Origin of the sequence: Paenibacillus thailandensis (genome assembly GCF_042685365.1) — a bacterium.
In the GTDB taxonomy this organism is placed as follows: domain Bacteria; phylum Bacillota; class Bacilli; order Paenibacillales; family Paenibacillaceae; genus Paenibacillus_AP; species Paenibacillus_AP thailandensis.
In genome coordinates this window covers 163718-181585 of sequence record NZ_JBHUMY010000016.1, presented here as the reverse complement: position 1 = coordinate 181585, position 17868 = coordinate 163718, and the positions used below count along the sequence as shown (strand labels likewise).

Below are 17868 nucleotides of genomic sequence, written 5' to 3'. Positions count from 1 at the left end.
GTATTCGTTAACGGGAGTAGAACAGGAGTCGCCGGCGTTCGTTCGCCGGACGGCTCCCCCGTTATTTTCTCACATGTACTGCGGTTTAGCTTTTAATAGAAGTTGTTAAACGATTTGGTGATGATGACGAGCAGGATAAACAGAACGAGAATCACTCCTGTAGAAGACCATACGCCGCCGTAACCACTATAGTTGCCCATGGAGCAGCCTCCTTACTGAACCTGATTGATGAACACTATATCCTATGCAAATAGGTATTCGCCGTCTAGACGGATGCCCATATTCGGATAAAATTGGGCGTTTTCGGGAGGGCGGGCATGCCGGTCAACAACCAAACTACTTGAAGTGGAGGCCGATGAAATGGAACCGAGAGGAATCATGGGTGGCTTTTACCGTATATCCGAATGGATCATGCGGCTTTCGGTCACCAATATTTTATGGCTTGTTTGCTCCATTCCGTTTGTTTTCTTCGCCATGGGAGTCATATGGGCGCAAGACGAAAGCCAATTGTACTCCTCTTTGATTGTAACCGCTATCGTGTCGCCGTTTTTCTTTTTTCCGGCTACCGCTGCAATGTTTACCGTGGCCCGCAAATGGGTGATGGGAGAAGTTGACGTACCGTTAATCAAAACCTTTTTCCGTGGCTACAAGGAAAACTACAAGCAAAGCATGCTGGGCGGCCTTCTGTATACCGTTATATTCGTCGTGCTGATCGTCGATTTCATGGTTTACAAAAATCAGTTTAACAGTATTATTTCTTACATTTTTATCGCCTTTTTGCTGCTGCTTGTCGTATCCGTTTTTAACTTTTTTTCGATGACCGTTCATTATCATATGAAAACGTTTCAACTGCTTAAAAACGCGATTCTGATCACGATCGGCAAGCCGTTCCGTTCGATCAGCACGGCGTTGATGAGCGGGGTCGTCGTTTATTTCAGCATGCAGTTTACGTTTCTTATTCCGTTTTTTATGGGAAGCGTTATCGCCTTTTTGTCCTTCTGGAACTTTTATATCATTTATCAGAAGCTGCAGGAGCAAGCGGAGAAAGCGAAGCAAACGAGCGAGGAAGACGAGTTTCCGGAGCTGACCGAGCATTCTTCGGACAACAAGTAAACCTTCGAAAAGCAGGTACCTTCAGGCAATCCGCCCCGCGCGGTTTACATTTGAGGCATAAAGGGATATAATACTCAATACATCCTGCGATGTTCGTTTCGGCTCTTCGTTGTTTTGAACCAATGGCTGTTTCACGGGAGTTCTACATTGAAACGTAGCTGACATGCCCTCTAAAAGGGACTTCAAAAGCGTTTTTGCGAACACCCACCTGCGAGAGCGGGTTCAGAAACATGTGAGTCGGACGGCATAGGCGGGTTTCTTTTTTAAGATCTAACATTTCATATGTTATATATAAATGGCTTCGCTTTCGAACAAAAACGGTTCGTTCTTAGAATCGAACGGCAAAGTTTCCGCTTGTATCGTCTTTCATGCATGTTCATCGTGTCAAACGCTAACGTACATATAGCAAGAGGGGGAGATCTCTGTTGTTGAAGCGGACCTTAATCGGGCTGCTGCGCAGTCATGAAATGACGGGGGACAAAGCGAAAGACCCGGCGCTTAAGTCGCATTTCTACAAGTTATCCAAGGAGAGGGCTTGGGAGGAAGTGCTTTCGACGTTAAAAAAGATGCAAGGCTATAAAGTGCTTCACGAAGTTCCGAACGTAGGAGAAATCGTCATGGAGAAAAAAACGGGCTTCGGACGCACGATGGACATTACTGTATCCGTTATCAGCGTCAATCCCGTAACCTCCGCTGTCGATATTTATTCCGCATCGCGCGGAAATTTGGGCGACCTCGGATCGAACTACAGAGTTATTCTTGATATATATCGTACGCTGGACAAGAAATTATCCCAATATAAAACAAACGGCGTCTAAAAAAGCAAATAAAGCGAGGAAGGGATAACCTTCACTCGCTTTATTTGCGACTAGCCGTTACAATAAAGCTTTAACGGCCGCGATCGCTTTGTCATAGTCCGGATGCTCGGACATTTCCGGCACGATTTCGACGTATTGAATCGTGTCGTTGGCATCGATAACGAAGATGGAACGCATGTCGAGACCGAATTCCTTAATATAGACGCCGTAAGCGTCGCCGAACGTATGATCTCTGTAATCAGAGAGCATAACGATTTTATCGACGCCTTCCGCGCCGCACCAGCGCGCTTGCGCAAACGGCGTGTCGACGCTTACCGTAATGACGGCAACGCCGTCGCCAAGAGCTGCGGCCTCTTCGTTGAAGCGGCGCGTTTGCGCTTCGCATACGCCGGTGTCAATCGAAGGAATGACGCTGATCAGCTTAACCTTGCCGGCAAAATCCTGTAATGAAGCCGTTTCTCCAAGCGACTTGGTGAGCGTAAACTGAGGCGCCTTATCTCCGGCTTTGAGCGCCGGGCCGATCAATGTAAGCGGATTGCCTTTTAATGCGGCAACACCAGTACGTTCTTGAGACATAATATGTATCCTCCTCGCAACGATTATTGAAACCCACACCCATTATAATCGTTTGAATGAAGGATTGTCCAATCCGGACGGCGGACAGAAGGAGGGAATAGGCGATGATTTTTTTACGGTATGAAAGCTTTCGCGGATACTTGAAGCAATACCCGGTTACGTCGGCCATTATCGCCGCAAATTTGATTTATTTTATAATCGTAGCCATTGCCGGAAGCACGGAAAATGCGATGCACCTTCTTCGATACGGCGCCTTTTACGCCGAACCCGGCCTTGACGATTACGGGCTAATGGAGCCGTATCGCTATATTTCTTCGATGTTCATGCATTCGGGCGTGCAGCATCTGCTGTTTAACATGTTCGCCCTGCTCGTCTTTGCCCCGCCTCTTGAAAGGCTTACCGGACATGTCCGATACGCGTTTTTTTATTTGCTGTGCGGCGTTGCGGCGAATTTCGCAAGCGCGTTCATGACGGTGCAGCTTGATAGGCCGTACGTGCTGTCCGTCGGAGCCTCAGGCGCGATTTACGGCGTCTACGGCGCTTATTTGTTCCTGGCCGTCTTCCGCAAGTCCTGGCTCGACGCAGGCTCTCGCAAGACCGTGTACATGATTTTAGCATCGGGGTTAATTTACTCGTTTCTTATACCGACCATTAATGTGTGGGCGCATATCGGCGGCGGCGTCGCAGGCTTCCTGCTGTTCGGCTTGTTTGACCGCCTGATGACCCGCAAACGCCGCTTCGGCCGGCACTATTGACTATATCCACTAGGCAGGGAAAGACATGGAACTTCGTCAGCTTTATTATTTTGTAAAGGTAGCCAAAAAAGAGCATGTGACGCAAGCGGCAGAGGAGCTGCATGTCGCGCAGTCTGCGGTCAGCCGGCAAATTCATCAGCTGGAGGAGGAGCTGGGCGTTAAGCTTTTCCTGCAGAAGGGGAGAAATTTGCAGCTGACTCCCGTCGGACAGCTGTTTCTGAAGCGGGCGGAAGTGATACTTGCCGATCTCGATCGGGCCATCGTCGAAATTCATGAGTTTCTCGATCCCGAGAAAGGAGAGATTCGGCTTGGGTTCCCGCACAGCTTGGGCGTATCGATTATCCCGCAGGTTGTCGCTTCCTTCCGCAAGCTTCATCCGAATGTGAAGTTTCGGTTCCGGCAAGGCATGTATCCTTCGCTGATCAGGGATATGCTGAAAGGGGAGATCGACCTCGCTTTTATTTCGCCGTTTCCGGAATCATACGAAGCGCTTTGCGGCGAAGTGCTGTTGACGGAAGAACTGTATGCGATTCTGCCCCCGGGTCACCCGCTTTCGGGCGAGGAAGCGATCCATTTATCTCAATTAAAAGATGAAGTATTCGTCTTGTTCGGCGAAGGGTATTCGCTTCGGCCTATCGTATGGGAAGCGTGCCAGGAGGCCGGATTTACGCCTCAGATCGGCTTTGAAGGAGAGGAGACGGAGACGATACGGGGACTCGTTGCCGCGGGAATGGGTGTCAGCCTGCTGCCCGAGATGGCGTTGTATCATACGGGACCGCTGCAGCCCGCGAAAGTTCGTTTGCTGTCTCCCAAAGTAACAAGGACGATCGGCATCATTCACCGCTCCAACGAGAAGCTGCCGCTCGTCGCCAAAGTGTTCCACAATTTCCTGCTGAAATACTTTGCCGAGCGGTTTCCGCAGAACGATAATCATGCATCCGAATAGAAAAAAAGCTTTGCGGACCGGTTCAGGTTCGCAAAGCTTTTTTTGTGTCAAATCCGGAGATATTAATCTTCTTCTCTCGCACTCGTGAAGATCATGATGTATTTAATGAGCTCCAGCAAGGAGATCAGAGCGGCTGCGACATACGTCAAGGCGGCTGCGTTCAGCACCTTCGCCACGCCGCGTTCCTCTTCGTTCGTAATAAATCCTTCGGCGACCATAATGTCTCTCGCGCGGTTGCTCGCGTTGAATTCAACCGGCAGCGTAATCAATTGGAAGGCAACGGCGGCGCTGAAGAATATAATGCCGATGCCGATCAGGCCGGTCGCTTGAAACAGAAATCCCGCGAGAAGCAAAAACGGCGCAAGACCGGAAGCGAAGTTGACGATCGGAAAAATTTTGTGGCGAAGCACAAGCATCGGGTAATGCACTTTATGCTGGATCGCATGCCCGACTTCATGGCAGGCTACCGAGATCGCCGAGATCGAGGTTTCGTAATATACAGGTTCGGACAGTCTCACGACGCGGTGAATCGGGTCGTAGTGGTCCGAAAGCCTGCCCGGCACCGGCTCGATGGGCACGTCGTAAAGACCGTTCGCATCGAGGATCCGCCTTGCCGCCTCATAGCCCGTAATGCCGCTTGAAGCCGGAACCTCCGACCATTTGTTGAACGTTCCTTTCACTCGGAACTGAGCCCATATGGATACGGCGAATGCGATTAGAATCAGAAAATCCATCGGGTGAAAAAACATCTTCATTCCTCCTAAGAGTTTTGCGGAGCGATGCTCCTTTGAATATGCTTCGCAGCAAAATCTCGCTTCGGAAGCCTTAGCTTAGTTTTGCGGAGCGGATGCTCCTTTGAATATGCTTCGCAGCAAAATCTCGCTTCGGAAGCCTTAGCTTAGTTTTGCGGAGCGATGCTCCTTTGAATATGCTTCGCAGCAAAATCTCGCTTCGGAAGCCTACGGTCAGTTTTGCGAAGCCACGCTCTTCCGATCTACTCCGAAGCAAAATGTTGATTTACATTAAATTATTTTTGTTCATTAAAATCATAAGCGCTTCGATGCAAGCGATCGTCTGCGGGACGACCCTCGTGTAAAATTTGTTGGCCTGCTTCGGCTTCAACGTTTTAATGACGGGCTCAAGCTCCTTTACTTCCCGCTGCAGCCGGGTCAATTGAAGCTCCAGATCGGCCAGCTTCTGCGAAACTTGCTCTGCGGGCGAAACCTTGCTCCATTCGTCCAGGCTTGCTTTAATCTCATCTAATGTAAATTTGTCTTTTTTCATTTGTTCAATACGTTTAAGCCGGATTAAAGTTTCATCGTTATAAAGGCGGTAATTTTTTTCCGATCGCCCCGATGGTTCGATTAGGCCTAAAGACGTGTAATAATCGATCGTTCTGGAACTGACGGAAGCCAGCTTTGCAAGTTCTCCTATGCGGTACTGCTTCATTTCCCTCAATTCGCTCACCTCGTTTAAATAAAAAATCGCAAAGTCGATCGCTTCAACCTTTCCTTAATTAATAATAATCGGAAAGCAACCATACAGTCAAACGTGTTACATGGACGTTTTCTCGCGGTAAAACGGAGACGTTTTATAGATTCGAAGAGCCGCGATGCTAATCAAAAAAGGCGAAAAATTAAACTTCTAGCTCCTTCAAACAGACGTTAACCGTGAAAAAACTTAACGTTCGTATACAGTAGAGGCACGAACGTTAGATTTTTTGCAAGAACAAGAAGATTCCGTATTGTCAAACTAAGTATTTCTGACTATAATGTCATTAAGTCTTTCCTCTCATGTTAGGGAATATCACATTTAGGGAGTGGTCGTATTGATTAAAAAAATGGTGTTAGCTTTGGGGTTGCTGTGCGTTTTATTCCCTGCGATGGCGTTCGCCGAAGATCCGTCGGGCGCAACGCTCAACATGGGCTTGAACTCGCTCTGGATAATGGTCGCATTCGTTCTTGTATTATTGATGCAAGGCGGCTTCATCCTTCTTGAAACAGGATCGACCCGTATGAAGAACGCCGGTCACGTCGCCGGCAAAACGATCTTTACGGCAGGCCTCGGAGCTCTGGTTTACTGGGCTATCGGCTACGGCATTTCATTCGGCGGCGGCAACGCGTTTATCGGCTGGGGAGACTTTTTCTATAGCCCGCCGTTCGCAGCGGGGGAAGGCGACAACTATCCTTCCGCAGTATACTGGCTGTTCCAGCTTGCGTTCGCCATCGTGTCGCTTTCCATCGCATGGGGCGGCTTCGCGGAACGCGCCAAATTGTCTTCTTACCTTATTTTTACGATTTTCTTCGTAGGTTTGATTTATCCGATCGTCGCGCATTGGATCTGGGGCGGCGGCTGGCTGTTCAATGACGGGGCGCAAGACTTTGCAGGTTCGACGGTCGTTCACTTGTCCGGCGCCATCGCGGCGTTCGCGGCAACGGTATTGCTGAAACCGCGTATCGGCAAATTTAATAAAGACGGTTCCGCCAACGAAATTCAAGGACATAACCAAGTGTTTACGGCACTGTCCGTACTTCTTCTGTGGGTAGGCTGGTTTGGCTTTAACGCCGGCTCCACGGTAGCGATCGGCGACGGATTTTTCGCTTACGTAGGCTTCACGACGATGCTTGGCGCAGGCGCAGGGGCGGTTGCGTCGCTTCTTACCTCTTGGGCGATTCTGGGCAAAGCCGACATTACCGCAACGCTGAACGGCACGCTTGCAGGCCTCGTTGCCATTACGGCATCTTGCGCGTTCGTCGAACCTTGGGCCGCCGTCGTAATCGGTCTTGTAGCCGGCATCCTGGTTGTATTCAGCGCGAAGTTTTTCGAGAAAATCAAAGTGGACGATCCGATTTACGCTTTGTCCGTTCACGGCATCGCCGGTATTTGGGGAACGCTGGCCAACGGTATTTTCGCTACGACCGAGCTGGCTGAGAAAGTGGGCATCGGCCAAGGCGGCTTGATCGATACGGGCAGCTTCAAGCAGCTGTGGGTTCAGCTCGAATCCGTCGTCGTTTGCGGCGCGTTCGTCATGGCGGCTTCCTTCCTCGTTCTAGGCGTCATGAAAATGTTCATCGGCTTCCGCGTAACGGAGGAGCAAGAAATCGTCGGTCTTGACATCAGCGAGCACGGGGCTTACGGTTATCCTGAGCAAATGAAAAAGGGCCAAGGCATTCAAGGATAATAGAAGACCGAGGGGAGAGAACATCGGATGGCCGATCCGTTACGGGTACAATTGCTTAAACAAATCGGGTCCGCTGATGATGTCCATGTGCTGCGCGCCTTGAGGCTGCAAGCGCAGGAGCATATGGAGGCGATACTCCCGACTAGCCCGGTCGAACAGTTTAATCTACAACTCAACGAGCTGCACGACGCGGTGATCCGCCGTGCCGTACAGCTCGCGGAAGCGGAAATGGCACGGTTGGGGATGGGTTCTCCCCCCGTGCCATATGCTTATTTATTGTTCGGCAGCGGAGGGCGCATCGAGCAGACGCTATCCAGCGATCAGGACAGCGGTCTGATCTACGAGGAGCCTGCGGCGGACCATGCTGCGGCAAAGCAATATTTTTTGCAACTGGCGGGAACGGTCGTGGATTATTTGAAGCGGGTCGGTTATCCGCCGTGCGAAGGCAATGTGCTAAGCGACAATCCGGAATGGTGCTTAAGCCTGGAAGAGTGGAAAGAAAAGCTGAACGGATGGTTTTCGGAACCGGCATGGGAGTCGGTCCGCTACTTGCTTATTATAGCGGATTGCAGGTCGGTATACGGGGAACACGATTTGGCGAAGCGATTGAAGCGCCATTATTTCAACGACACGCTGGATCATCCTCTGATCGTAAAGCGGATGCTGGACAATACGATGCGCCATAAGGTGCTGCTTAACGTATTCGGACAACTGCTGAAGGAGAGATACGGCGAAAATGCCGGGAGCCTGGATATCAAATACGGCGCTTATATTCCGATGGTCAACGCCATTCGGCTTATGGCGATCCGGGCCGGCGTCGAGGAGACATCCACGTTCGCCAGACTGAGGAAGCTGGTGGAAACGGGAGCGATCAAGCAGGAAGAAGGCTTGAAATATGAGCAAGCGTTCCGGCTTTTTGTCCGGCTCCGCTTAATGACGATGACGATCCGGGAGAACGGCTGGTATGCGAACAACGGAAAGCTGGCGAGCTCGAAGCTGTCCAAGGAAATGACGGACGAACTGAAAAGCGGGCTCCGCATCGGGAAAAAACTTCAGCGCGAAGTGTATAAGCAAACTATGGGCAGGTTCAAGTAAGGCGGTGCTTATTCATGAATGATCAACCGAAAGGCGTCGGACGGATGTGGAACCTCTATAAGATGGGAGGCGTTACGCCTGCCATCGCTTCGATTCTCGGCTCTCAGAACGCGCAACAAATGGCCTTCATCCGATCCATCAATAAAGAACAGCGCAAGCAGCCGATGCTGGAGACGCCTCTGTCGGAAATGGAATATGTCGTATTCGATCTGGAAACGACCGGATTTTATGCCGCAAACGGAGACGAAATCATATCGTTCGGCGCCGTTCGAATGATCGGAGATCGGATTGACAAAGAGCAAACGTTCTACAGCCTCGTGAACCCGAAACGGCGCATTCCGGCTTCGATTACGGAGCTTACCGGCATTACGAACGAAATGGCAGGCGAGGCTCCGGATTTAATGCAAACGCTGCATGATTTTATGGAGTTTGTCGGCAAAAGATTGCTGATCGCCCATGCTGCGGGGCATGACAAGCAGTTTCTGAATGCCGCTTTGTGGAAGACGTCGAGAGTTAGCTTGAATCACCGCGTACTGGATACGATGCTGGTCGGGAAGTGGCTGGAACCGAAGATGGAGAGCTACGGATTGGACGAAGTTCTGGCCGCCAACGGCATTCCGATTACGCAGCGCCATCATGCGCTGGAGGATTCGCTGATGACGGCGAAGCTGTGGCAAATCTATTTGCGGAAAATCAAAGAAAGACAGATCGTAACGCTCGGAGATTTGTACGCTTATTTAAGCAATTATTAAAGGAACGGGGTAAAACGCATTGTCCGCGAAGCGGTAGGGCTGAACGAGCGGCAAGTTATGGCTGCGGCCGGCTCGCGGGTCGGAAGGGAAGGAAATAATCCAGTAGTTCAATTCGGGCTGCGAGAAAGCGAACCCCGTTTCATCCTTTACGGAAGGAACGGGAGGCGCGCTGGGATGCGAATGATAAATGCCGGCAAATTGCTGCCGGTTATTCGTCATGCCAAAGTAGTGCTTGATCCAGGATGCGGGATCAAAAGCGAAAGCCGTCCCCGGGGTAGGATGGACATTGGCGATCGGAATCGCGGATTGTACGATCCAGGATCGGCTTTCGGATTCGTAAATGCCGCCCAGCATTCCGCAGGCTTCTTCGGGATATCGCGATACGCAATCGTTAAGCATATCCTCAAGCGCTTCTTTGGTTATGGATGCAAAATATTTATGGCGGTTCACGATGCATGTTCCTTTCCGATTTTTCGAATAGTAAAGGGGCGGTTACCAAGCGGCGAACCCGTATAGTCGGCCGATAACTTGCAGGCCGTATCCGCTCCGTGATACGATGAGGCCATAGAAAATGGAAATGAAGGAAGGACTATGATGAAAAAAGCAGCCGGTTATTTTGCAACCGCATTCGTTCTTGCCGCATTTGCCTGTTATTTCTACTTTGCGGGCGGCGGCTCCGAAACGGCGTTGTCCGCGGAAGGCTTCAAGCCGAAGGCGGGATCGGAGTCGCTTGCTTTTCGTTTGCCTGATATGGACGAGCAGCCGCATCCGGTCGGAGGCGGGCAAGGGAAGCTCCAATTCGTCAACTTCTGGGCGTCCTGGTGCGGGCCTTGCGAGCTCGAAGCGCCGGATCTTCAGAAGATCTATGAGAAATACGGCGGCAAGCTGATCATGTACGGGCTAAATTCGACAAAATACGATAAAGAAAGAGCGGCAAGACAATTTGTTGCCGATCATGAACTGACCTTTCCCATTCTCATGGACCGAGACGGCAACGTGACGGATACTTACAAAGTAGAAACTTTTCCGACGACGTTTCTCATCGACCAATCCGGCGTTATCCGCGAACGGATAAACGGGGTCATTCCATACGAAGAATGGGAACGTCTAATCGAGAAATATATTTGAAAAACGAGAAACGGTGCGAAGGCGAACAAGCCTTCCGCACCGTTTTTTCGTAAAATGAACCCGACCGTTACTGATTGACCAAACCGACGCGTTCGGACTGATCGGCGGGAACGACGTCCACTTTATCCATGTGAAGCAGGGCGTAACGGAAGCTGTCGACAAGCGCCTCCCAGCTGGCTTCGATTACGTTGCTGGAGACGCCTACGGTGCTCCAGGTGTTGTCCGGGCCGGCCGATTCGATCAGCACCCGCACTTTGGCGGCCGTCGCGCCCTTTTCGTCCAGGACGCGGACTTTATAGTCGGCCAGATGGAATTCGTCGATTTTCGGATAAAACGGAAGCAGCGCTTTCCGCAAAGCGTTGTCCAGCGCGTTGACCGGACCGTTGCCTTCCGCCGCGGTGTACACCGGCGTTCCGTCCACGTTCAGCTTGACGATCGCTTCGGATACCATGCTGCCGTTACCCCGATCGACAAGCATTTTAAACGATTCGACTTTAAACGCTTCTTTCGTTCCGTCGAAGGCCTCCCGAAGCAGAAGCTCCATGGATGCGTCCGCGCCTTCGAATTGGTATCCTTGATGCTCGAGCTCCTTGATCCGGTCGATAATTTGCTTCGTTTTCTCGTTGTTGGCATTGACGTCCAGGCCCATTTCCTGCGCTTTCGATACGATGTTGCTTTGTCCCGCCAGCTCGGATACGAGAATTCGCTGCTTGTTGCCGATCAGCTCCGGCTGAATATGCTCGTACGTCTTGGAATCCTTGAGGATGGCGGATACGTGAATGCCCCCTTTATGGGCAAATGCCGCGTTTCCGACATAAGCCTGCCCGACCGGCATATGGACGTTGGCGATTTCGCTGATGTAGCGGGCCGTGCCCGTAAGCGTCTTAAGCTGGTCGTCCCCAAGCACGTTATATCCAAGCTTCAGCTGCAAATTCGGAATAATCGAGCACAGGTTGGCATTGCCGCAGCGTTCTCCGTAGCCGTTGATCGTGCCTTGCACTTGGCGGGCGCCCGCTTGAACGGCCGCAAGGGAATTGGCAACGGCCAGCTCGCAATCGTTATGGGTATGAATGCCGATGTCGGCGGTCAGCTCGCTGCGGACACGGGTAACGATGTCGTGAATTTCTCCGGGCATCGTGCCTCCGTTCGTATCGCACAGGACGATCCAATCCGCCCCCGCGTCTTGCGCTTTGCGCAGTACGGCGAGCGCGTATTCCGGATTGTTTTTGTAGCCGTCGAAAAAATGCTCCGCATCAAACAAAGCTTCCATTCCGTTGCGCTTCAGAAAGGCGATGGAGTCGTAAATCATGGAAAGATTCTCTTCAAGCGTCGTCTGCAGGGCGGTGTGCACGTGGAAATCCCACGACTTTCCGACCAGCGTCGCCGCTTTGACGCCGGATTCCGCGATCCGCATCAAGCTCGTGTCGTGCTCGGCTACGCTGTTCTTTCTCCTCGTGCTGCCGAATGCCGTAATTTTGGCCGATAGTCCAAGCTGCTTGACGCGCTGGAAAAACTCGATGTCTTTGCTGTTGCTGCCGGGGTTTCCGCCTTCAATATAATGAACGCCGAGAGCGTCGAGCTTTGCGGCGATTTTCAATTTGTCTTCCGCGGACAAGCTTATTCCTTCGCCTTGCGTGCCGTCGCGCAATGTCGTGTCAAATATGGAAATGTTGATGGTCATGCCGGGACGCCTCCTATCATTACTGAAACCCATGTCAAGTTCGTATTAAAGTATTATACCATTTGTTCGCTGGAAAGTAGAGAGATGGCGTAATTTTTTTCATCGCGGTGGAACGTGGCGCAGAGATAATGCATAAACGCATTACTACAATAATGTATACGCACGGTTACCCGAAACATGAGCGGGAAGGAAGTTGACCTTGCCGAATAATCGGAGGTATGCTTGAAGCATCGGAAACGGTCGGCAAAGCTTTTTGCTCGCGGGAGGCTTAAGGAAAGCGATGAAGCAGGAAACAAAAGGCGGTCGCGTCATCCTTCATTTGGATATGAACGCTTTTTATTGTTCGGTGCATGAAGCGGAGGAGCCGGGTAAGTATAAAAACAAGCCGACGGCCGTCGGCGGAAGCGTCGAGCAGCGCAAAGGGATTCTGGTGACCTGCTCCTATGCCGCCAGGGCAAAAGGAGTAAGGACCGGAATGACGATTCGGGAAGCGCTTCGGCTATGCCCGGAACTGATTATGATTAAACCCGATTTTCGCTTGTACCGGAAATATTCGGAACGGTTTATGGCGATTGCCCGTCAATATACGCCGCTCGTTCAAGCTGTTTCGATCGACGAATGTTATCTGGACATTACGGGGTCGGGGTTGTTCGGTACTCCGATTCAAATCGCCGAAACGATTCAAAAAAGAATACAGACGGAATGCTCCTTGCCTTGCTCCGTCGGAATAGGCCCCAACAAGCTTCTGGCGAAGATGGCTTCCGACATGAAGAAACCAAACGGGCTTACGATCCTTCGCATCCGGGATATGCCCGCGCTAATGTGGGACAAGCCGTGCGACACGTTGTTCGGCGTCGGCAGAAAAACGGCGGAGAAGCTAAGAAGGTTAAATATAACGACGATCGGTCAGCTTGCCGCCGCCGATCAGTCTTTTTTGGTCCGGCACTTCGGCGTATACGGGGAATGGCTGAAGCTTGCCGCGAACGGCATCGATCATTCTCCCGTCGACCCGGAAGACGGGCCGAGCAAATCGATCGGCCATACGACGACCCTGCCGGCCGATGTAACCGGCCGCGAAGAAGCGGCTCGCATATTGCTGGAGTTGTCCGACCGCGCGGGACGCCGGCTTCGGGCGCAGCGGCTCATAGCCGGAACGGTCCAAATTACGCTGCGGAGGCCGGATATGACGACGATTACCCGCTCGCGGACGCTGCCTTCGCCAATCCGGCATACGGCGGATATTTATAAGGAAGCGTTGAATTTGCTTGACCGACATTGGCGGGAGGGCGACCCGATCCGGCTATTGGGCGTCACGCTGCAAAGCTTGACGGAGGAGGCCGAAACGGCCGTGCAGCTTGATTTGTTCGAATACGAAAAGCAGCCACGCAAGGACGCATTGGCCGATGTCATGGACAAGCTCAGGAACAAATTCGGGGAGCACGCCGTCCGTTCGGCAAGCATGGCCTCGTCAACGAGGACGCCGAAAGCATCGGAAGACGTTAATGAATGATGCACAAACGAGCCATCGGATTTTGGGAAAAATGATAAATCCACCGCAATCTTTTACGGTATGGTTGAAAATGCCTTGCGACTTGTTATATATTGAAGATTAGGGTATATTCATTGCACAAAACAAGCAAATTCTTGCAAGCAGAAGCGTTTTTCCAGTCCTAGTCAAATAGGCTGGCCGTTTCCGCGAGAAATATAAGGCGATAAAAAAGCAAATTTATAGATCCTTATATTTTAAAGAGAAAAGCTGTGTTCTGTACATTATTCGGGAGGGAAAGAAATGGCTAAATTTACTTGGGTCGAGAAGGACACTTGCATCGCTTGCGGCGCTTGCGGCGCAACGGCACCGGACATTTACGACTACGACGACGAAGGTCTCGCCGAAGTTATATACAATAACGACGGCAATAGAGGGGTAACGGAAATCCCTGAGGATCTGTGGGACGACATGCAGGACGCATGCGACGGATGCCCGACGGATTCGATCCGCATTGCCGACGAGCCTTTTAATTAATCGATACGAAGAGCCGTTCCTTGAGGTGAGGAACGGCTCTTTTTTTTTTGTCAATGCCGAATTGGGCGGAGGCAGTCTCCGTCATGAACTCGCGGGCACGTTTTGCCGATAACAGAGATAGGACATACCGACAAGGGAGGCTTCGGATGGACGAGAAGGAAAACATCTATTATTTGAAGCTGTTCGTCAAGCAGCATCCGGACAATCGAATGGCCTGGTATTTGCTCGGCAAGGAATATGAGGGGCAAGGCAAGGAAGCGAAGGCCAACTATTGCTACATGCAAGCCGGCGAAATTTACGAGGCGTTCGAACGGAGAAGCCATCCGCTGGCCGCCGTAGAGCGGGAATTGGAGCAGCTAAAACAATGGAACGAACGGAAAAGAGCGCGCCGCTTCAGACGGCGAACGGCAATGATCGCCGGTTTGTTGCTTCTGTTAACCGCATCGGCGCCGGGAGCGTTGGACACCGGAGAAACGGACAGTCCGGTTTACAAAGCCGTTAACGAGCCGGATTCGGGTAAGGAGCCGGGGACCGTCGTACTGGCGGATTTGAAGGCTGAAGACCCGCTTGGGTCGTCATGGGGCAAAATGGTTTCTCTCGGCGGCGATTATGAGACGGTGCTGGCCGTTCAACTGGAGGAGCTCGGCGAGTGGAGATTATGGCTCGGCGACCGGAAGCTGCTTATGTCGGCCCAAACGGGCCAAGACGGAGCGTTACGCGAAGTGAGGCTCTACGATGCCGAAACCTGCGATTGTATCCCTGCTCCCGCCGGGGATATGGAGGAGCTGCTTGACGCTTGGAGCTACGAACAGGAAACGAGGTGGGTGCTGGCGAGCGCGATTCAAGCTTACCGCCGGATGACCGGCCAGTGGCCGTCTTCCCTGGAGGCGATGATTCGTCCCTACCCGGATAACGTGTTGTCCGGAGAAAGACCGGGCATGCGGGAGCAGTTCGCTCCGCTGCTGCGGCATATGCAGCGGACGGCCGAGCCCGTTCAGGCCGATGCGGCACAGGCGCAGTCCGGATCCCGGAATCCGGTGCCCGGCTCTGATCCGTCCGAACTGGACGTTCGGCCGCTCGCCGTCGTTGTCGATAAATCAACCCACCGGCTGGCCGTCGTCAGCGGCAATATCGTCGTCAGAAGCTATGAGGTGGGGCTTGGCGGCGATCTCACGCCCGAAGGCGAATTCGTCATTACGGAAAAAGTGAAAAACCCGAACGGCACGGATAAAGGGCCGTACGGCAGCAGGGGACTGGTGTTGTCCGGCAGCCAATACGCCATTCACGGGACGGACGAGCCGGACAGCATCGGCCTCGACGAGTCGCTGGGGTGCGTCCGGATGAAGCGGGCCGATCTGGAGGAGCTTTACGATATGGTGCCGCCGGGAACGAAGGTGACGATACAAAAAGGATCGGTTCCGCCGGACTCCGCCGAGCCGCCGGAAAACCGGTTCCGGCTGGGGCGCGGTCAGGACGAGACCAATCCCGATCGGGTGTATGAGTGGCTGCAATAATCGCCTTGATTATTGGCCGACAATAAGGAGGACCACTACCGCGACCAGAACGACGCCGAATATGGAACCGGCCCAGATGAGTCCTTTTTTGTTCACTTCCTCTTGCGGTTTCGTCTTCATGACGGGCGGCTTTCTTTTCGCGCTGCTCACTATCGATCAACCTTTCTATTCATTATATTAGAATGAATCTATTGTAATCGTTTTCGGACAAGGCCGCAATGCTGTGCGAAAAGCTGACATCGGGGAGGTCCGCTCTTTTCTTTTTGGCGCAAAAAATGATAAACTGTCAGTTAGGACTAATCTTCAGAACGGAGTGGAACAAAGTTGTTGTATCAAAATATGGCAAAGCCTTTTCTATTTCGGATGGATGCCGAAAAGGCGCATCATCTGGTCATAGACGGCTTGCAGACGGCCAGCGGAGTACCCGGCATGAACGGATTGCTTCAGGCGATGTATGGCGTAAAAGCGGCGCCGGAGCTGGCGGTGGAGTTGTTCGGCCTCAAGTTTCCGCATCCGGTCGGGCTTGCGGCGGGGCTGGACAAAAACGGCGTGGCGACGGACGGCTTCACCAGTATCGGCTTCGGATTTATGGAAGTCGGCACGGTTACGCCGAAGGCGCAGCCCGGCAACGAGCAGCCGCGCTTGTTCCGGCTGCCGGCCGACGAAGCGCTGATCAACCGGATGGGCTTCAACAATAACGGCGCGGAGGAGATGGCGGTTCGGCTCGCCAAGCGAAAGCTCCGCCGCATACCGATCGCCGTCAATATCGGCAAAAACAAAACGACGCCCAATGAGCGCGCCCACGAGGATTATCAGGCGTGCATCCGGGCGCTTTACGGGCACGGCGATTTTTTCGTCGTGAATATAAGCTCGCCGAACACGCCTGACCTGCGCGCTCTGCAGCACGGCGACGAGCTAAAGGTGCTGCTTGGAGCCGTCGAGGAGGAGCTCGGACGGCAGGCGGCGAAGCACGGCGGCAAGCCGAAGCCGGTGCTGGTCAAGATTGCGCCGGACATGACGGACGAGCAGCTCGAGCTGACGGTCGACACGATCCGGCAAAGCTGCGCCGCGGGCATTATCGCCACGAATACGACGATATCCCGCTCGGGCCTTACGCACGCGAATGCGAAGGAAACCGGCGGGCTTAGCGGGAAGCCGCTTCGCGACCGCTCGACGGAAGTGATTCGCGCCGTCTACCGGCAGACGAACGGGAAGCTGCCTATTATTGGCTCCGGCGGCATTTTTACGGCGGCCGATGCATACGATAAAATTCGCGCGGGTGCGTCGCTCGTTGAAATTTATACTGCACTTATTTACAAAGGCCCCGAAATTACGCGGGAACTGACGGAAGGTTTGCTGGAGCTGATGCGAAAGGACGGCTACCGCGGCATTGCCGAAGCGGTTGGAGCAGATCATCAATAGAGATTGGAGGCGGCCGGATGGACGGAAGAGATTGGAACGTATTTTTGCAGCCGTATGTACAAGCGGTGGAAGAGATGAAAGTGAAGTTCAAGACGTTGCGCAGCGAGCTGAAAATGCGGGAGGCGTACGCGCCGATAGAGTTTGTCACCGGCCGGGTGAAAAAAATATCGAGCATTATGGAGAAGGCCAAACGGCTTAACGTGCGGCCGGATCAGCTGGAGCAGGGCATCGAGGATATTGCGGGCATACGCATTATGTGCCAGTTCGTCGACGATATTCGAAGGGTAGCGGAGCTGATCCGCAGCCGTAAAGACCTGTCGCTCGTTTACGAGAAGGATTATATTACCAATTACAAGGAAAGCGGCTACCGAAGCTACCATATGATCGTAAAATATCCGGTGCAAACCGCGCTCGGACAAAAAAACGTGCTGGCCGAAATTCAAATCCGTACGCTGGCGATGAACTTCTGGGCGACGATCGAGCACTCGCTGAATTATAAATATAAAGAAGCATTGCCGGAAGACGTGAAGCTGCGTTTGAAGAACGCTTCGGAGGCGGCTTTCAAGCTGGACGAGGAGATGTCCAGCATCCGGCACGAAATATTGGACGCGCAGCGCGATTTCGAGGAACGCTCGAACGTCGTGTCCAAAGTGATGAACAGCATTCAGGATTTATACTTTTACCGGAGAGTGCGCGAAGCCGCGCAGTTCCAGCTGCGGTTCAAGGAGCTGTGGGAGGCCGAGGACTTATACGGCTTAAAGCAGCTTTCGATGGATGTCGAAGAAGCGATTGTTCGAGCCAAAAGGAACAACGTGACGTGAGAACAACTTCATCCGAGCTTACGGAAGGCAAGGAACATAGATT

At 52.4% G+C, this 17868-nt stretch carries 20 protein-coding genes and 1 other RNA gene; 14 read left to right on the top strand and 7 right to left on the bottom strand.

What is annotated here, in order from left to right:
* Positions 1-92: 92 nt before the first annotated feature.
* A complete protein-coding gene (locus tag ACFSW5_RS15810; protein WP_379274924.1) occupies positions 93-200 on the bottom strand; it encodes a YjcZ family sporulation protein in 108 nt (35 codons plus the stop codon).
* A 160-nt stretch (positions 201-360) separates the two neighbouring features.
* Here ACFSW5_RS15810 and ACFSW5_RS15805 point away from each other — a divergent pair, with 160 nt between their 5' ends.
* The 3 genes from ACFSW5_RS15805 to ACFSW5_RS15795 all read left to right on the top strand — a co-directional run bounded on the left by ACFSW5_RS15805 (position 361) and on the right by ACFSW5_RS15795 (position 1931).
* Positions 361-1113, top strand: coding sequence for a YesL family protein (locus ACFSW5_RS15805; protein WP_379274922.1), 753 nt, complete (start codon positions 361-363; stop codon positions 1111-1113).
* Positions 1114-1191: 78 nt separating this feature from the next.
* A non-coding RNA gene (gene ssrS / locus ACFSW5_RS15800) (6S RNA) lies at positions 1192-1374 on the top strand.
* 164 nt (positions 1375-1538) lie between these two features.
* On the top strand, positions 1539-1931 hold the full coding sequence (locus ACFSW5_RS15795; protein WP_379274920.1) for a DUF1499 domain-containing protein: 393 nt from the start codon (positions 1539-1541) through the stop codon (positions 1929-1931).
* A gap of 57 nt (positions 1932-1988) precedes the next feature.
* Here ACFSW5_RS15795 and tpx read toward each other — a convergent pair whose 3' ends face one another.
* Positions 1989-2507 carry a thiol peroxidase gene (gene tpx / locus ACFSW5_RS15790; protein WP_379274918.1) on the bottom strand — a complete coding sequence of 173 codons (519 nt, stop codon included), beginning with the start codon at positions 2505-2507 and terminating at the stop codon, positions 1989-1991.
* Positions 2508-2611: 104 nt separating this feature from the next.
* Between tpx and ACFSW5_RS15785 the strand changes: the two genes are divergently transcribed.
* Complete coding sequence (locus ACFSW5_RS15785) at positions 2612-3262, top strand: rhomboid family intramembrane serine protease (protein ID WP_379274916.1); 651 nt, start codon at positions 2612-2614, stop codon at positions 3260-3262.
* 25 nt (positions 3263-3287) lie between these two features.
* On the top strand, positions 3288-4208 hold the full coding sequence (locus ACFSW5_RS15780) for a LysR family transcriptional regulator (RefSeq protein ID WP_379274914.1): 921 nt from the start codon (positions 3288-3290) through the stop codon (positions 4206-4208).
* A gap of 62 nt (positions 4209-4270) precedes the next feature.
* Here ACFSW5_RS15780 and ACFSW5_RS15775 read toward each other — a convergent pair whose 3' ends face one another.
* Both ACFSW5_RS15775 and ACFSW5_RS15770 read right to left on the bottom strand, forming a co-directional pair.
* Positions 4271-4957: a zinc metallopeptidase gene (locus ACFSW5_RS15775; protein ID WP_379274912.1), complete on the bottom strand. Its 687-nt coding sequence runs from the start codon at positions 4955-4957 to the stop codon at positions 4271-4273.
* A gap of 268 nt (positions 4958-5225) precedes the next feature.
* Positions 5226-5657, bottom strand: a complete 432-nt coding sequence (locus ACFSW5_RS15770; RefSeq protein ID WP_379275186.1) for a MerR family transcriptional regulator — start codon at positions 5655-5657, stop codon at positions 5226-5228.
* Between the two features lie 379 nt (positions 5658-6036).
* Here ACFSW5_RS15770 and ACFSW5_RS15765 point away from each other — a divergent pair, with 379 nt between their 5' ends.
* From ACFSW5_RS15765 to ACFSW5_RS15755, 3 genes are read left to right on the top strand one after another with little or no spacing between them, the layout of a single operon-like run.
* Entirely contained in the window at positions 6037-7389 is a 1353-nt protein-coding gene (locus ACFSW5_RS15765) for an ammonium transporter (protein WP_379274910.1), read from the top strand.
* A 27-nt stretch (positions 7390-7416) separates the two neighbouring features.
* Positions 7417-8484: a DUF294 nucleotidyltransferase-like domain-containing protein gene (locus ACFSW5_RS15760; protein ID WP_379274907.1), complete on the top strand. Its 1068-nt coding sequence runs from the start codon at positions 7417-7419 to the stop codon at positions 8482-8484.
* A gap of 14 nt (positions 8485-8498) precedes the next feature.
* Positions 8499-9236, top strand: coding sequence for an exonuclease domain-containing protein (locus tag ACFSW5_RS15755; RefSeq protein WP_379274905.1), 738 nt, complete (start codon positions 8499-8501; stop codon positions 9234-9236).
* Here ACFSW5_RS15755 and ACFSW5_RS15750 read toward each other — a convergent pair.
* Entirely contained in the window at positions 9222-9686 is a 465-nt protein-coding gene (locus tag ACFSW5_RS15750; RefSeq protein ID WP_379274903.1) for a Mov34/MPN/PAD-1 family protein, read from the bottom strand. The two genes, ACFSW5_RS15755 and ACFSW5_RS15750, sit on opposite strands and share 15 nt — an antisense overlap.
* A gap of 144 nt (positions 9687-9830) precedes the next feature.
* Between ACFSW5_RS15750 and ACFSW5_RS15745 the strand changes: the two genes are divergently transcribed.
* Positions 9831-10364 (top strand): TlpA family protein disulfide reductase, encoded by a 534-nt coding sequence (locus tag ACFSW5_RS15745; protein WP_379274900.1) that lies wholly within the window; start codon positions 9831-9833, stop codon positions 10362-10364.
* Between the two features lie 67 nt (positions 10365-10431).
* Here ACFSW5_RS15745 and cimA read toward each other — a convergent pair whose 3' ends face one another.
* Positions 10432-12045, bottom strand: a complete 1614-nt coding sequence (gene cimA, locus ACFSW5_RS15740; protein ID WP_379274897.1) for a citramalate synthase — start codon at positions 12043-12045, stop codon at positions 10432-10434.
* Positions 12046-12325: 280 nt separating this feature from the next.
* Between cimA and ACFSW5_RS15735 the strand changes: the two genes are divergently transcribed.
* The 3 genes from ACFSW5_RS15735 (at position 12326) to ACFSW5_RS15725 (ending at position 15582) form a co-directional block, all read left to right on the top strand.
* Positions 12326-13555: a DNA polymerase IV gene (locus tag ACFSW5_RS15735; protein WP_379274895.1), complete on the top strand. Its 1230-nt coding sequence runs from the start codon at positions 12326-12328 to the stop codon at positions 13553-13555.
* Between the two features lie 279 nt (positions 13556-13834).
* Complete coding sequence (locus ACFSW5_RS15730) at positions 13835-14068, top strand: ferredoxin (RefSeq protein ID WP_379274893.1); 234 nt, start codon at positions 13835-13837, stop codon at positions 14066-14068.
* Between the two features lie 146 nt (positions 14069-14214).
* Complete coding sequence (locus ACFSW5_RS15725) at positions 14215-15582, top strand: L,D-transpeptidase (protein WP_379274891.1); 1368 nt, start codon at positions 14215-14217, stop codon at positions 15580-15582.
* A 9-nt stretch (positions 15583-15591) separates the two neighbouring features.
* Here the strand turns inward: ACFSW5_RS15725 and ACFSW5_RS15720 are convergent, their stop codons facing one another.
* Positions 15592-15732 carry a hypothetical protein gene (locus ACFSW5_RS15720; protein ID WP_379274889.1) on the bottom strand — a complete coding sequence of 47 codons (141 nt, stop codon included), beginning with the start codon at positions 15730-15732 and terminating at the stop codon, positions 15592-15594.
* Positions 15733-15906: 174 nt separating this feature from the next.
* On the opposite strand from ACFSW5_RS15720, the gene ACFSW5_RS15715 reads away from it, so the two are divergent.
* Together ACFSW5_RS15715 and ACFSW5_RS15710 are read left to right on the top strand one after the other, a co-directional pair.
* Entirely contained in the window at positions 15907-17004 is a 1098-nt protein-coding gene (locus ACFSW5_RS15715; protein ID WP_379274887.1) for a quinone-dependent dihydroorotate dehydrogenase, read from the top strand.
* Between the two features lie 17 nt (positions 17005-17021).
* A complete protein-coding gene (locus ACFSW5_RS15710; RefSeq protein ID WP_379274885.1) occupies positions 17022-17825 on the top strand; it encodes a GTP pyrophosphokinase in 804 nt (267 codons plus the stop codon).
* Positions 17826-17868 lie beyond the last annotated feature (43 nt).

Coding starts and splice junctions, on each gene's coding strand:
- ACFSW5_RS15810 (WP_379274924.1), bottom strand. CDS start 200: ATGGGCAACTATAGTGGTTACGGCGGCGTATGGTCTTCTACAGGAGTG.
- ACFSW5_RS15805 (WP_379274922.1), top strand. CDS start 361: ATGGAACCGAGAGGAATCATGGGTGGCTTTTACCGTATATCCGAATGG.
- tpx (WP_379274918.1), bottom strand. CDS start 2,507: ATGTCTCAAGAACGTACTGGTGTTGCCGCATTAAAAGGCAATCCGCTT.
- ACFSW5_RS15785 (WP_379274916.1), top strand. CDS start 2,612: ATGATTTTTTTACGGTATGAAAGCTTTCGCGGATACTTGAAGCAATAC.
- ACFSW5_RS15780 (WP_379274914.1), top strand. CDS start 3,288: ATGGAACTTCGTCAGCTTTATTATTTTGTAAAGGTAGCCAAAAAAGAG.
- ACFSW5_RS15775 (WP_379274912.1), bottom strand. CDS start 4,957: ATGTTTTTTCACCCGATGGATTTTCTGATTCTAATCGCATTCGCCGTA.
- ACFSW5_RS15770 (WP_379275186.1), bottom strand. CDS start 5,657: ATGAAGCAGTACCGCATAGGAGAACTTGCAAAGCTGGCTTCCGTCAGT.
- ACFSW5_RS15760 (WP_379274907.1), top strand. CDS start 7,417: ATGGCCGATCCGTTACGGGTACAATTGCTTAAACAAATCGGGTCCGCT.
- ACFSW5_RS15755 (WP_379274905.1), top strand. CDS start 8,499: ATGAATGATCAACCGAAAGGCGTCGGACGGATGTGGAACCTCTATAAG.
- ACFSW5_RS15745 (WP_379274900.1), top strand. CDS start 9,831: ATGAAAAAAGCAGCCGGTTATTTTGCAACCGCATTCGTTCTTGCCGCA.
- cimA (WP_379274897.1), bottom strand. CDS start 12,045: ATGACCATCAACATTTCCATATTTGACACGACATTGCGCGACGGCACG.
- ACFSW5_RS15735 (WP_379274895.1), top strand. CDS start 12,326: ATGAAGCAGGAAACAAAAGGCGGTCGCGTCATCCTTCATTTGGATATG.
- ACFSW5_RS15730 (WP_379274893.1), top strand. CDS start 13,835: ATGGCTAAATTTACTTGGGTCGAGAAGGACACTTGCATCGCTTGCGGC.
- ACFSW5_RS15725 (WP_379274891.1), top strand. CDS start 14,215: ATGGACGAGAAGGAAAACATCTATTATTTGAAGCTGTTCGTCAAGCAG.
- ACFSW5_RS15710 (WP_379274885.1), top strand. CDS start 17,022: ATGGACGGAAGAGATTGGAACGTATTTTTGCAGCCGTATGTACAAGCG.